This is a genomic window from Vagococcus bubulae (assembly GCF_003950315.1).
GTDB lineage: Bacteria > Bacillota > Bacilli > Lactobacillales > Vagococcaceae > Vagococcus > Vagococcus bubulae.
Genome location: NZ_NGJT01000004.1, coordinates 70,531 through 85,035 on the forward strand (window position 1 = coordinate 70,531; position 14,505 = coordinate 85,035).

Below are 14,505 nucleotides of genomic sequence, written 5' to 3' on the forward strand. Positions count from 1 at the left end.
TTTAAAAGAAAAGGTGAAGGTAGTGAAAAATTTGTCGGAAATAATTTTACCTGGTAGCACAATAGGTATAATTGGCGGAGGGGTTGTATCCTATCAATTAGTACTATCTGCTAAAAAAATGGGGTATAAAGTAGCTGTTTTATCAGAACATCAAGATTGCATAGCAGGAAAAGCAGCCGACACACATTTTATTAGTGATATAAATGATGCAGTTAATTTATTAAAATTTGCAGAAATATCAGATGTTGTGACAGTGATAACAGAAAAACTGGACAAAGAAACATACAATCATTTGGGAGAAAAAACAATCTTTTCTCAAAATATGTATTCGCATTCTATAATAAAAAATCGTTATTTACAAAAACAATTTTTAGACGGTCATTCTATTAATATAGCACCATATGAATCAGCAGTTGTTGTATCAGATGTTTATGATGCAGCAGAGAGGATTGGTTATCCTTGTATTGTTAAACAAGAGCAACGTCGATTATACGGGTGGGATAATAATTTAATCATCCATAGTGCGTTTGAGATTAATCAAACAGTTCCTTTGATTCAACAAGGATTATGTGTAGTAGAATCTTATATTGAAAAACAAAGTGAGTGGGAAATAACACTCTGTGTGAATGATGAAGGTTACTACACGATATTTCCTCCTATGAGAATAGAGCCAACCAATATGGGGGAAATACCCTATATTGAATCATTTGAAAAATGGGCTGATTTAAAAAAAGAAACAGTGGCACAAATGGAGTTAATTACTAAAGTGATTGCCTCAGAGTTAGGAGTATCTGGGACAGTTAAGGTGACTTTCTTTTTAACCAATGAAGACAATTTATATGTGAATAATATCTACACGTTTCCAAGAGAGCATGATATCTTGACGATTCATTCATGTAGTTTATCTATATTTGATTTACATATTAAAAGTATTTGCAACTTCTCCTTACCTACTGTCAGACAATTAGCGCCAACTTATTTACTACCTCTTTATAAAGGAGATAAAAAAGAGCTTTTTGATTTGATGGAGAAGAAAAACAAATGGCAGTTTTATATCAATGAAGGTTTTAAAAATGATAAACAACTTGGTTTTGCCCAAGTGTTTCCAATTAACAAGCAAGAAAGTTTACAAGAAATAAAATATGCAGGATTAATCAGTGATTCTGTTGATGTTCAGGATGGTCAGAGTGAGAAAAGGTAAAACACAGAAATTAGTTTATGAGTATGTAAAAAAACAAATTGAAACAGATACATGGTTAAATGGCTATCACATTGTGGAACAAGATTTAGCCAACGAATTACAAGTTAGTCGAACGCCAATTCGATCAGCAATTGATCAATTAATTGATGAAAAGTACTTAAGAAAAGAAGCTAATCGTGGCGTCGTGGTAAAAAAAGAACGAATAAGCAATAAAGAATTTATGGAACGAACGCAGTTGATTGAGTTGCTTTGTTCGCATTACCTTTTCCAGTTGCAAATTAAAGAGTATTTGATTGATGATCAATCATTTTTACCTTTAGAAGATTTAGAGAAGCAATCATCAGATAAAGAGTATCATTATGATTTATTCTGGCGAAAATTTTTATCCCCTCTAAGTAATGAATTAATGAAGTTAACTATTTTAACACAGATAGCCTCTATAAAGTTAGTTGATTTTCCAAATGTTTCCGTAGAATTTTTATACGATGAAACGTATAAATTAAGTCAGAAATTGCCTATGTTATTATTAGAAAAAAAATTTGAAGTAGCGAGAAAAGAAATTCGTGTTTATATCAATCGCTTGAATTTAGAACTAATTGATCAACAAATATAAGGAGGAATTATCATGAAAAACATTCAACTTGGAACGTCATCAATCGAGGCGTCTCAACTTGCACTTGGTTGTATGAGAATGGCAGGTTTGTCATCAGAAAAAGCAAAAGACGTGGTGACAGCGTCAATGGATGCTGGGATTAACTTTTTTGATCATGCAGATATTTACGGTGATGGAGAGTCTGAGCGTCTTTTTGGTGAAGTCATCAAGGACTTAAATGTATCAAGAGACCAATTTTATCTTCAATCAAAATGCGGTATTAGAAAAGGGTACTATGATTTTTCCAAAGAACACATTATCTCATCAGTTGAAGGAAGTCTACAACGTTTACAGACAGATTACCTTGACGTATTAGCGCTACATCGACCAGATGCGTTGATGGAACCAGATGAAGTTTCGGAAGCTTTCTATGAATTAAAAAAATCGGGTAAAGTTCGTTTCTTTGGGGTAAGTAACTTTGCACCAAGCACGGTAGAATTGTTACAACAATCATTATCGGATAAATTGATAGTCAATCAATTACAATTTGGTTTACAACATGCTGGGATGGTGTCGACCAATATGAATGTTAATATGGAGAACGAAACAGGTATTAATCGTGATGGCTCAGTATTAGATTATATGAGACTAAAACAACTAACTGTACAAGCTTGGTCTCCGTATCAGTTTGGTTACTTTGAAGGAGTATTTATTGATCATCCAGATTTTAAAGAATTAAATGATTGTTTACAAAACATTGCTAATCGTTATCAAGTGACACCAACAGTCATCGCAACGTCATGGATAAATCGACATCCAGCTAATATCCAAACAATCGTTGGTAGTATGAATCCAAAAAGAATTAAGGAAATATCACAATCAACTGGTGTTGAATTAACACGTCAAGAATGGTATGAATTATATCAAGCATCAGGATTTACATTATTATAAAGGATAAAGGGAAAAGATATGGATATCAAAATCAATCAATTAGTAAAAAAATACGGTTCTCTAGAAGTGTTATCTGTCGATCATTTGGTGTTTGAAAGTGGAAAATCTTATGGTGTGATAGGTCCAAATGGGGCTGGAAAAACAACGTTATTTAAATGTATGACCAATATTGTTACAGATTATCAAGGAGATGTTAAAATCAACGAGGTATCTGTAAGAGAGGATAATGGTATCTTATCTAATTTAGGTATTGTATTAGATGGTGTGTCAGTTTATAAAGAAAGAACAGGCTGGTTTAATATTGAGTACTTTTCTGGATTACGTGGTGAGTATAATTTAAACAAAGCTGAGGCGTTAGCTAGAGAGCTAAACATTTCAGAATACCTTGGTAGTAAAGTGAAAACCTACTCTTATGGTATGGTTAAAAAACTTATTTTATTGATTGCACTATTACATGATCCTAAAATCTTAATTTTAGATGAGCCGTTTAGAGGATTAGATAGTGAAACGGTTGACTGGTTTAAGTTTTATTTGAAGAAAATGACCTCACAAGGTATGACATTAATCATCTCCTCACATGTCAAAAGCGATATTGAAACATTATGTGAAGAAGTGATTGTCCTTAGAAAAGGCCATCCTGTTCAGCAGATTTCTTTATTAGATATGGAACAAAAGAAGATACGCGATATAGATACATCCAATCAAGAAGCTTTCTTAGTTATTTTAGAGAATTTGAATTACTATTCTAAAGTACTTCCGAATGGTTATGTGCGATTAGATATTGAGGACGAACGATGGTCAGAAGTGAAACAATTGTTAAATGTCCAAAATATTGATATCTATGAAATGAAAAAAGTCACATTGTTGGATAATCATTTAAATGGAGGGAATAACTAGTATGACGGGAACACAAATTTTTAAAATGGAATTATTTAAATATGTACGAGATAAAACGTATATTATGTCAACAGGTATTTTAGCAGTCATTAATATTTTTGTGACAATATATTTTACGAATATTATTGATAATTACACACAATATAGTGGTCTAGAAGATAACTATTTCTTTGGTTTTATGGTTGTGTTTTTAGTATTAACAATTTTTGCCAATATGATTTTTATGTTCCTTTACCCATTTCATTTAGTGTCAATGGATTATAAAAATAATGTGATGAGCATGTTAGTATCATCTGGTGTCAATCGAACTCAGTTGTTTTTTGCTAAAATAGGCGCTATCTTTTTGTGGACTATTTTATTAACATTAGTGTTAGTTTTTATCCCATTTGCGTTAATTTTATTTAAATTATTACAAGTCGTTGATGTCCAATCGCTGATTTCAGGAATCACTCAAGGGATTAATATGGCTGGATTTTCCTTTTTAGGAATGATGGTATCTAGTTTTATTTCTTATATTAATAGTTTAGTTATCATCGCAACAGCAACGATTATGTTAAAAGGAAATAGTTTAACCTTTTTCTTATTTATAGGATTAGGAATGGTGCAATCAGCTGTAGCTAGTCTGTTGTCATTTGTTCCACTATCATTGAACTTTTCAATGACGGGTATTTTGATTATGAATAACCTTATTACAGTTGTGATGACATTAATTTTTATTTTAATTTCGTTGCATTTTATGAAGACTCAAAATCTATAATTTGTCATAAACACGAACAATAATGATATAGAAAGCAAGAACTTTAATAAAAGTCCTTGCTTTTTTTTGTTATATGGTGTAGATTATCATAGGAATGAGAAACAATATATTATTATTTTTATATAAATATTCGTCTTTTTGTTCCCTATATCACGTTTTGACTCTCTAGGAGGATGGAAATGAAGATTTTTGATTATGAAGACGTTCAATTAGTACCAAACAAGTGTATTGTTAATAGTCGTTCGGAATGTGACACAACAGTGAGCCTTGGCGGAAGACAATTTAAAATGCCGGTTGTCCCAGCTAATATGCAGACTATTATTGATGAACCAATCGCTGAATACTTAGCTTCAAATGGTTATTTCTATATTATGCATCGTTTCAATGAACAAGCGAGAAAACAATTTATTAAAGATATGCATGCTAAAAATTTATTTGCTTCAATCAGTGTAGGGGTTAAACTGGCAGAGTATGATTTTGTAAATGAATTAAAAGCAGAAAACTTAATCCCTGAATACGTGACAATAGATATCGCACATGGTCATTCTGACTCAGTGATAAATATGATTAAACATTTAAAAGAACAACTACCTGATACCTTTGTTATTGCGGGAAATGTCGGAACACCAGAAGCGGTAAGAGAATTAGAAAATGCTGGAGCTGATGCGACAAAAGTTGGAATTGGTCCTGGTAAAGTATGTATTACTAAATTAAAAACAGGATTCGGTACTGGAGGTTGGCAACTTGCTGCATTAAGACGTTGTAGCAAAGCTGCTAGAAAACCGTTGATAGCAGATGGTGGTATTAGAACGCATGGTGATATTGCAAAATCCATTCGTTTTGGTGCAACAATGGTGATGATTGGGTCATTATTTGCCGGTCATGAAGAATCACCAGGTGAAATGAAAGAAGAAAATGGCGTATTGTATAAAGAATATTTTGGAAGTGCTTCTGAATTTCAAAAAGGTGAGCATAAAAATGTTGAAGGTAAAAAAATATGGACACCATTTAAAGGAAAATTAGAAGACACACTAAATGAAATGCAACAAGATCTACAATCGTCTATTTCTTATGCTGGTGGAAAAGATGTTGAAGCCATTCGTAAAGTAGATTATGTTATCGTCAAGAATTCTATTTTTAATGGCGATATCTTCTAAGACTTTTATCAAATAATAAAACTACTAAGCACATATCAATGGCTTGGTAGTTTTTACTTTATAACAGTAAAAAAATCGGTATAAATAAAACATAATAGTAGCAGTCATTTTTTTATTGATGTATCATAAGCTCTGAAAGTAAAGAGGAGGAACAATATGGGGATTTTAATAACAAAATTAAAACAAAATAAATCTCTTGTCGGGTTGTCTTTATTTATGACTGTAATCATGGTGGCATCGCAATTGTGGCAACCAAAATTATTGCAGAAAATAATGAATTCAATTATGACTGAAGATCAAGGAGAGTTGAAAAAAGTTGGAACAATGTTGATTATTGTTGCACTATTTGGTCTAGTTGCTGGGATACTTAATACGATTTTTTCAGCACGGCTCTCTCAAGAAGTTGCATCTGATATTCGTTCAGATGGATTTAAAAAAGTACAAGAGTTCTCATTTGAAAACATCGAAACGTTTTCTACAAGTAATTTGGTTATTCGTCTAACAAATGATATCACGCAAATTCAAAATGTGGTTATGATGATGTTTCAAAGTATTTTTAGAATTCCTATTATGTTTATAGGAAGTTTTATTTTAGCTATGATGACTCTACCAAAATTATGGTGGGTGATTATTTTACTTGTCGTATTAGTGGTGTTGACGGTGATGATTGTGTTTAGCATGATGGGAAAACATTTTGCTAAAATCCAACATTATCTTGAAAAAAGTAACGGGATAGCAAAAGAGAACTTAGCGGGAATGAGAGTGGTTAAGTCTTTTGTACAAGAAAAAAATCAAATTAGCAAGTTTTCAGCCGTATCAGAAAAATTAACCAAACACACCATATCTGTTGGAAATTTATTCTCCATTATGATTCCAAGTTTTATGTTAATTTCAAATTTAGCGATTGTGATGTCGATTTATTTTACAGCAAATATCGCTAAAACAGATATTGAGGCAATTAGTGCCGTGGTATCTTTTATGAATTATTTAATGCAAATTATGATGAGTATTATTATTGGTGGAATGATGTTGATGATGGCTAGTCGTGGAATGGTATCCATTAAACGATTAAACGATATATTGGAAACAAAACCAACATTGACTTACTTACCTGAAAATGAAACCACTCCAATAAAAAATGGTTCCGTTGTTTTTGATGATGTGAGCTTTACTTATGCAGGAGACGATTCACCTACGTTAAAAAATGTATCGTTTCATGTGGATAATGGCATGTCAGTCGGGATTGTTGGTGCAACAGGTTCTGGAAAATCAACACTCGCACAACTGATTGCCAGAATGTATGATCCAACAAACGGTGTGATTGACGTTGGTGGGGCAAATCTTAAAGACGTTAGTAAAGAAGAGTTAAGAAAATCCATCGCGATTGTTTTACAGCGTGCGATTTTATTTTCCGGAACAATAGGAGACAATATTCGTCATGGGGCAAAGAATGCTGACGAAAAAGAATTGTACCGTGCTTCTTCAATCGCTCAAGCGTATGAATTTATTGAACGTCAAATGGACGGTTTTGATAGTCGAGTAGAAGAGAGAGGATCCAATTTTTCTGGTGGTCAGAAACAACGTTTGTCGATTTCTAGAGGAGTAATTGGTGATCCTAAAGTTCTGATTTTAGATGACAGCACTAGTGCACTAGATGCTAAAAGTGAAAAACTCGTAAAAGAAGCGTTAGCTAATGAATTAAATGACACCACAGTTTTTATCATTGCTCAAAAGATTTCATCCGTTGTGCAAGCTGATACTATTTTAGTGCTAGATGAAGGAAAACTAGTTGCTCAAGGAACGCATCAAGAGTTATTAAAAACCAGTGATGTGTACCAAGAAATTTATGAGACGCAAAAATCAAAGGAGGTCGAGGAATTTGACTAAGGAAAATCCAAGTGTATTGAGTTTCTTTTGGAATTATCTAAAAGTGTATAAAGTGAAGTTCTTTATTATCATTGTTGCCATCATTTTCTCGACTTACTTGCAAGTAAAAGCACCACAGTATACTGGTAAAGCAATTGAGGAATTAGCCAAGTATGCTGGAGCGTACCTATCTGTTGGACATGCTGATAAATCACCTTTTACTAGTGTGATCAAGTTATTGGTTGGATTGTATGTATTAAATGCTATTTCAATGTTTATCCAAAATATTTTAATGTCACGAGTAACCGGACAGTCTACAAATAGCATGAGAATTGGTTTGTTTAGAAAGTTACAAACAATGACCATTCGCTTTTTTGATACACACCAACATGGGGATATTTTAAGTCGCTTTACGAGTGATTTAGATAATATTTCAAATACAATGAATCAAGCGTTAATTCAAGTGTTAACCAATGTATCCATGCTAATTGGTGTCACGTTTATGATGTTTCGTGAAAATACTACAATGTCATGGATTACACTCGCTATGTCTCCTATAGCCATCATTTTTGCGATTGTTATTATTAAACAAGCCGAGAAAAAAGTTGGAATTCAACAAGAAAGTATCGGGCGTTTGAATGGCTACATTGACGAAAAAATTTCTGGTCAAAAAGTGATTATCACAAACGGACTAGAAGAAGAAACCATTGAAGGATTTGAAAAAGTTAATAATGAAGTGAAGGAAGCAACCTTTAAAGGTCAAGTTTATTCAGGGTTACTGTTTCCAACGATGCAAGGTATTTCTTTATTAAACACTGCGATTGTTATTTTTGCCGGTGGATGGTTAGTGAACAGTGGGAGTATTGAAAAAGCAGCAGGTTTGGGTTTGATTGTCACATTCATCCAGTATTCACAACAATTTTACATGCCACTAACACAAATATCATCTCAATTTAGTATGTTGCAATTAGCCTTTACTGGAGCAAAACGATTGAATCAAGTATTTGTTCAACCAGATGAACCAGATGATAAAAATTTAGAAAAATTAACAGGACTAGAGAAAAACGTCACACTGTCTCATGTTGATTTTTCATATGAAGAGGGTCGACCTATATTAAAAGATATTTCGATTGAAGCCAAAAAAGGACAAATGGTTGCTTTGGTTGGTCCAACAGGTTCTGGTAAAACAACTGTCATGAATTTATTAAATCGATTTTATGATGTCAATTCAGGTGATATCACCATTGATGGTAGAGATATTAGATGGGTGACATTAGATAGCTTACGTTCTCATATTGGGATTGTATTACAGGATTCTATTCTTTTTTCTGGAACAATTCGAGATAATATTACGTTTGGAAAGCCAGATGCAACAGATGAAGAAATTATCTCAGCTGCTAAACAAGCGAATATTCATGACTTCATTGTATCACTTGAAGATGGATATGATACACTTGTAAGTGATGAAAACAGTGTCTTTAGTGTCGGGCAAAAGCAGTTGATTAGTATTGCTAGAACAATTATCACTAATCCTGATTTATTAATATTAGATGAGGCAACTAGTAATGTTGATACAGTAACGGAAAGTCGTATTCAACAGGCAATGGAAACAATTATTGATGGAAGAACAAGTTTTGTGATTGCCCATCGTCTGAAGACAATCCTAGATGCAGATTTTATTGTCGTGTTAAATCAAGGAGAGATTATTGAATCTGGAACACATGAGTCATTAGTTGCACAAAATGGCTTTTACGCCGAATTGTATCACAATCAATTTGTATTTGAGTAGCAAACAAAGAGAGGTTTGTCATAGACGACCTCTTTTTTATGCATTATCCGTTCAAATAACATGGTATTTTAATTAAATTAAATTATAATAAGACCCGTCTATCCTAGTGAAATAAGACTTTAAGTAAATTTTAGAAACAATTATAATAGATTTTTAATCAAATTATCGTTATAATAAATAAGACTGTGAAGAATACTATAAGTTCATAAGAAAGGCATGTGTGTTTATGTCAAATAAAATATTGATTATTGAAGATGAAAAAAATTTAGCTCGTTTTGTCGAGCTTGAGTTAAAGCATGAAAAATACGAAACGGAAGTTCATTATAATGGACGGACTGGACTAGAAGCTGCATTATCACAAGATTGGGATGCGATTCTACTTGATTTAATGTTACCTGAGCTAAATGGCTTAGAAGTATGTCGTCGTATTCGACAAGTAAAAAATACACCGATTATTATGATGACAGCAAGAGACTCTGTCATTGACCGCGTATCAGGATTAGACCATGGAGCAGATGACTATATTGTTAAACCATTTGCGATTGAAGAATTATTAGCACGACTTCGTGCATTACTTCGCCGAATTGATATTGAAGGCGATAAAAATGTGGCAAAACAAACAACATTATCTTATCGTAATTTAACCATTGAAAAAGAAAATCGCGTGGTTCGTCGTGGTGATGAGATTATTGAACTAACAAAACGTGAATATGAGTTACTACTGATTTTAATGGAAAACGTCAATGTGGTGTTATCAAGAGATGTGCTGTTAAATAAAGTGTGGGGCTATGAGATAGAAGTTGAAACAAATGTTGTCGATGTATATATTCGCTATTTGCGTAATAAAATTGATGTACCAGGAGAAGATAGTTATATTCAAACGGTTCGTGGTACAGGGTATGTTATGAGATCGTGATGAGGCGATTAAAAACCAAGTTTAATTGGCCCCCTAAGTTTTCTTGGAAATCCATTACATTAAAATGGACTATTTTAACCTCATTAGTGATTTCAATATTATTTACTTTATTTGCGATTATTTCCTATCAAATTAGTACGAGACTAATGATAGAACAAGAAGAGTTGACGTTTAATCGAACGGTATCAGAAGTTACCACTCGTCTATCAAGAGGAACAGAATCATTAAGTTTTAATAGCTCTGTTTTTTATTTAAAAGAATCAACAGGCGAGTATGTAGGCGATAGGTACTATGGTGCGAACACATTAGAATCCAGTATGATGAATTTGAATAGCTTTATCTCTGAATTGTCACGACCTGAAATGGATTTAAAAGTATATAATGTTGATGGTGATTTGGTATTTGAAACGAAAAATCGTTTTGTACCGTTCAATAAAGAGGAACAATCCGAAACAAGCATAAAAACGTATGAATACGTCACAGGATTAGTTTTGTTAAAACCTGTATACTCTGACCAAACAGGTAAGTTGATTGGTTATGCTCAGGGATTTTATGACTTAGGATTTTACTATAAATTTCGAAAAGAACTGTTGCAAAATTTAATTATGATTGGCATATGTGGGTTACTAGTCAGCGTGATTGTGAGCTTTTTACTATCAACATATTTTACTAGTCCATTAAGAAAAATGGTAAAAACGTTAAATAATATTGAAACAGCTCATAAAACCGGACTTAGAATGCCTGTGCCTAAATCAAATGATGAAATCTATGACTTAGCTATGGCGTTTAACGACATGATTGAGCGTATGGAGCGTTTTATTACCCAACAGCAACAGTTTGTTGAAGATGTGTCGCATGAGCTGAGAACGCCTGTTGCAGTCATTGAAGGACATATGAATTTGTTGAATCGTTGGGGAAAAGATGATCCAGAAGTGTTGGAAGAATCTTTAAGTGCCTCATTACAAGAAATCACACGTATGAAAAGTTTGGTTCAAGAGATGCTTGATTTATCTCGTGCAGAACAATCGGACTTTCATTATAAAAATGAAACATGTATGGCAAAAGAAACCATTCAAACAACAGTTAGTAACTTTCAAATGTTGTATCCAGATTTTGTGTTTAATTTAGATGACGATGATTTAGATCATTCAGTTGAAATCAAAATGTATCGTAATCACTTTGAACAAATTTTAATTATTTTAATGGATAATGCAGTGAAGTACTCTAGAGATAGAAAAGAAGTCATTATTTCAGCATCGAAATCATATCAATATGTTGATGTGATGATTCAAGATTTTGGTGAAGGAATCTCAGAAGAAGAAATTGAAAAAGTGTTTAATCGGTTTTACCGAGTAGATAAAGCAAGAGCACGTCATACAGGAGGCAATGGGTTGGGTTTATCCATTGCTCAACAGTTAATTGAAAATTATCATGGCACAATAAATGTTAAAAGTCATGTTAATTTAGGGACAGCCTTTTATTTATCTATCCCTTATGTGGTAAAAGAACCAGCTGAACCATCAGCTCAAAAAGATGTAACAGAATGAAAAACGTATCAATCAAGGAGTTAGGTAAACTCATGATTGATACGTTTTTTATTATTTGAATAAAGCTAAAAAATCTTGGTTTGATATCTTTTGGTCAAAATCTGTCTCATCAACAATAAGTGTCGGAACAAAACGAATGGATGCGTCAAGAGCTTCTTTTACAATACTATCTAACATGTCACGGTTTTGTTGTTTTACTAAACCTAATGTTTCCTCGGCAAAGAGCTCTACTTCATCAGGAGAAAATAAATTACCCCAATCATTTTGAGTATGATATATTTTTGTTATAACATCGACTGCTTGTTCATTTGTTGGCACGTATTGATGCATGACATTACCAAGAGCTAAACCTGGAGATTCTTTGTTAAAAAGTTTGATGACATAATGAAGAATACCAGTAGATACTTCATGTGTTATCAAGTCTAATTTTTCATCCCACCATTGACGGCAGTATGGACAACGTAGATTCACAAATTCGATTAATGTATTTGGTGCTTCTTTTTGTCCGATTTTAATTCCGGTTGTGCTAGTAACTTTTGATGTGTCAATTTGTGTCATAGGTGTGACTCATCTCCTTACTTTAAAGCGGCACTATTAACCATGACTTCATCAATTAAGCCGTATTTTTTTGCATCTTCAGCTGACATGAAGTTATCTCGATCTGTATCTTTTTCAATCACTTCGATTGGTTGCCCAGTGTTTTCAGCTAAAATTTTGTTTAATCTCTCTCTTGTGTTAAGGATATGACGTGCGGCAATTTCGATTTCTGTCGCTTGACCTTGAGCTCCACCAAGAGGTTGGTGAATCATAATCTCAGCATTAGGTAAAGCAAATCGTTTACCTTTTGTTCCAGATGATAATAAGAAACTACCCATTGAGGCAGCCATACCTAACACGATTGTTTGAATGTCAGATTTGACAAAGTTCATAGTGTCATAAATCGCAAGACCTGCGGACACACTTCCACCAGGAGAGTTGATATAAAGGTAGATATCTTTTTCAGGATCTTGAGCATCTAAAAATAATAATTGTGCGATAACACTATTTGCAACGTTATCATCAATTGGACCGCTTAACATAATAATACGATCTTTTAGTAAACGTGAATAGATATCATAAGCACGTTCACCTCTAGCTGATTGTTCAATAACTGTTGGTATTAAATTCATATAAATTCCTCCTAATAGTAACGCTACTAGCCATATTTTAACATAATCTTTTTAATCTACCTAGAATTTAGTGTCATTTTAGTCAAAAAAGGTCAAAATAATAAAAAGTAAAATAAAAAGGACCAATGTCCCTAAAAATATTATGATAAAATATGATATACTTCTCTTAAAAAGAAAGTAACACGCCCTAAGGGAATCGAACCCCCGTCTCAAGAACCGGAATCTTGCGTGATATCCACTACACTAAGGGCGCATCTACTTTTATTAGTTTACCAAAAATAACGTAAATAGCAAGACGAAAAGGAGGAAAAGCCAATGAAAATGTCACAAAACTTTAGGCAAGGTCAAAGTCAAATTCAAACACAAAAATTAGCGATGACCCAACAGCTTCAACAATCGATTAAAATGTTACAATATGGCACAGAAGACCTACTTTCTTTTTTAAATGATAAAATGTTAGAAAATCCACTGATTGATGTATCCGTTTCCGAGATGGATACACAATATTTAGAACCTAAAAATTATGATGCGTCAAAAAGTGATGGAAAAACGGACTGGATCAATCAGATTCCAGAAACAACCCAGTCATTGTTTCACTATTTGATTGAACAAATCCATTTGAATTATCGTGATACCGTGTTGAGAAGCCTTAGTTTATTTCTTGTTGAGTTTATTGATACAAATGGCTATTTAACGATTTCGATAGAGGAAGCAATGAAGTTAAGACAAGCGACTTATATTGAAGTGCTTGATGCGTTGACGCTTATCCAGATGCTTGAACCTGCTGGTGTTGGTGCAAGAAATCTACAAGAGTGTCTCATGTTACAGACTGAAAGAGATAATGCAGCACCAAATCAAGCCTATCTTGTGTTAGAAGAATATTTTGATGAACTGGCTAATAGAAAGTGGCAAAAAATTGAGAAAAAATTAGGCATTTCATTAGTTGAGATTCAAGAAATTTTTGACTATATTCAAAAATTGCACCCAAATCCAGGTGCGATGTTTCATTCAGACGAAGATAGTATTATTTATCCCGATTTAGTAGTAAAAGTAGATAGAAAAGAACAGGCTATTTCTATTTCTTCAACGAAAGTGGGGAAACCAACTATTAGTTTTCAAGCAAATTATTTTGAAAAGATGTCTCGACAAGGTGGGAAAGAAGTTGAAAAGTATCTAAATGATAAAAAAAGTGAATTTGAGTGGCTAAAAAAATCATTAGATCAACGTGGTGATACTATTTTAAGAGTAGGAGAAGAAATTGTTAAAAAGCAATCCGCCTTTTTCTTAGAAGAAACCCATCCGCTCATCCCAATGAAGTTAAAAGACGTTTCAACAGCATTATCACTCCATGAATCAACTATCAGTCGAGCAGTTAATGGTAAATATTTAACAACTGATTTTGGTGTATTTGAATTAAGAAGTTTCTTTTCAACCGGAATTGAACAACAACATTCTAATGAATTAATTGCAACAAATGATATTAAACAAGTAATCAAAGCACTGATTAGTGAAGAAAATAAAGCAAAGCCACTATCTGATCAAAAAATTGTGGATCTATTAAAAGAAAAAGATATGCAAATTTCCCGTAGAACTGTGGCTAAATACCGTGAAGAATTGGGGATTCAATCATCATCTAAACGAAAAAGATTTGATAATTAAAAGA

General features: G+C 33.1%; 13 protein-coding genes and 1 tRNA gene. 11 read left to right on the top strand and 3 right to left on the bottom strand.

Features of this window, described 5'->3' with window-relative positions:
- Window positions 1–31 precede the first annotated feature (31 nt).
- From CBF36_RS03450 to CBF36_RS03495, 10 genes are all read left to right on the top strand, one after another.
- Window positions 32–1,201, top strand: coding sequence for an ATP-grasp domain-containing protein (locus CBF36_RS03450; protein ID WP_125956654.1), 1,170 nt, complete (start codon window positions 32–34; stop codon window positions 1,199–1,201).
- Entirely contained in the window at window positions 1,188–1,814 is a 627-nt protein-coding gene (locus CBF36_RS03455) for a GntR family transcriptional regulator (RefSeq protein ID WP_165865370.1), read from the top strand. The genes CBF36_RS03450 and CBF36_RS03455 overlap by 14 nt, the downstream gene beginning before the upstream one ends.
- Window positions 1,815–1,826: 12 nt before the next feature.
- On the top strand, window positions 1,827–2,744 hold the full coding sequence (locus CBF36_RS03460) for an aldo/keto reductase (protein WP_125956658.1): 918 nt from the start codon (window positions 1,827–1,829) through the stop codon (window positions 2,742–2,744).
- An 18-nt stretch (window positions 2,745–2,762) separates the two neighbouring features.
- Window positions 2,763–3,641, top strand: coding sequence for an ATP-binding cassette domain-containing protein (locus CBF36_RS03465; protein WP_125956659.1), 879 nt, complete (start codon window positions 2,763–2,765; stop codon window positions 3,639–3,641).
- Window position 3,642: 1 nt separating this feature from the next.
- Window positions 3,643–4,398, top strand: coding sequence for an ABC transporter permease (locus CBF36_RS03470; protein ID WP_165865371.1), 756 nt, complete (start codon window positions 3,643–3,645; stop codon window positions 4,396–4,398).
- 179 nt (window positions 4,399–4,577) lie between these two features.
- Window positions 4,578–5,555, top strand: coding sequence for a GMP reductase (gene guaC, locus CBF36_RS03475; RefSeq protein WP_125956663.1), 978 nt, complete (start codon window positions 4,578–4,580; stop codon window positions 5,553–5,555).
- 156 nt (window positions 5,556–5,711) lie between these two features.
- Complete coding sequence (locus CBF36_RS03480; protein ID WP_125956664.1) at window positions 5,712–7,442, top strand: ABC transporter ATP-binding protein; 1,731 nt, start codon at window positions 5,712–5,714, stop codon at window positions 7,440–7,442.
- On the top strand, window positions 7,435–9,210 hold the full coding sequence (locus CBF36_RS03485; protein ID WP_416340691.1) for an ABC transporter ATP-binding protein: 1,776 nt from the start codon (window positions 7,435–7,437) through the stop codon (window positions 9,208–9,210). Before CBF36_RS03480 ends, CBF36_RS03485 begins: the two co-directional genes overlap by 8 nt.
- Before the next feature lie 226 nt (window positions 9,211–9,436).
- Window positions 9,437–10,126: a response regulator transcription factor gene (locus CBF36_RS03490; protein WP_125956668.1), complete on the top strand. Its 690-nt coding sequence runs from the start codon at window positions 9,437–9,439 to the stop codon at window positions 10,124–10,126.
- Window positions 10,126–11,673 (top strand): HAMP domain-containing sensor histidine kinase, encoded by a 1,548-nt coding sequence (locus CBF36_RS03495; RefSeq protein ID WP_125956670.1) that lies wholly within the window; start codon window positions 10,126–10,128, stop codon window positions 11,671–11,673. The genes CBF36_RS03490 and CBF36_RS03495 overlap by 1 nt, the downstream gene beginning before the upstream one ends.
- A 51-nt stretch (window positions 11,674–11,724) precedes the next feature.
- On the opposite strand, the gene CBF36_RS03500 is transcribed toward CBF36_RS03495, so the two are convergent.
- From CBF36_RS03500 to CBF36_RS03510, 3 genes are all read right to left on the bottom strand, one after another.
- Window positions 11,725–12,231 (bottom strand): thioredoxin domain-containing protein, encoded by a 507-nt coding sequence (locus CBF36_RS03500; protein WP_125956672.1) that lies wholly within the window; start codon window positions 12,229–12,231, stop codon window positions 11,725–11,727.
- A gap of 17 nt (window positions 12,232–12,248) precedes the next feature.
- Entirely contained in the window at window positions 12,249–12,842 is a 594-nt protein-coding gene (clpP, locus tag CBF36_RS03505; RefSeq protein ID WP_125956674.1) for an ATP-dependent Clp endopeptidase proteolytic subunit ClpP, read from the bottom strand.
- A gap of 181 nt (window positions 12,843–13,023) precedes the next feature.
- Window positions 13,024–13,095, bottom strand: a tRNA-Arg gene (locus CBF36_RS03510).
- Window positions 13,096–13,157: 62 nt separating this feature from the next.
- On the opposite strand from CBF36_RS03510, the gene rpoN reads away from it, so the two are divergent.
- The gene (rpoN, locus tag CBF36_RS03515) at window positions 13,158–14,501 is read left to right on the top strand and encodes an RNA polymerase factor sigma-54 (protein ID WP_125956676.1); all 1,344 of its coding nucleotides are present in this window, start codon (window positions 13,158–13,160) and stop codon (window positions 14,499–14,501) included.
- The last annotated feature ends 4 nt before the right edge of the window (window positions 14,502–14,505 follow it).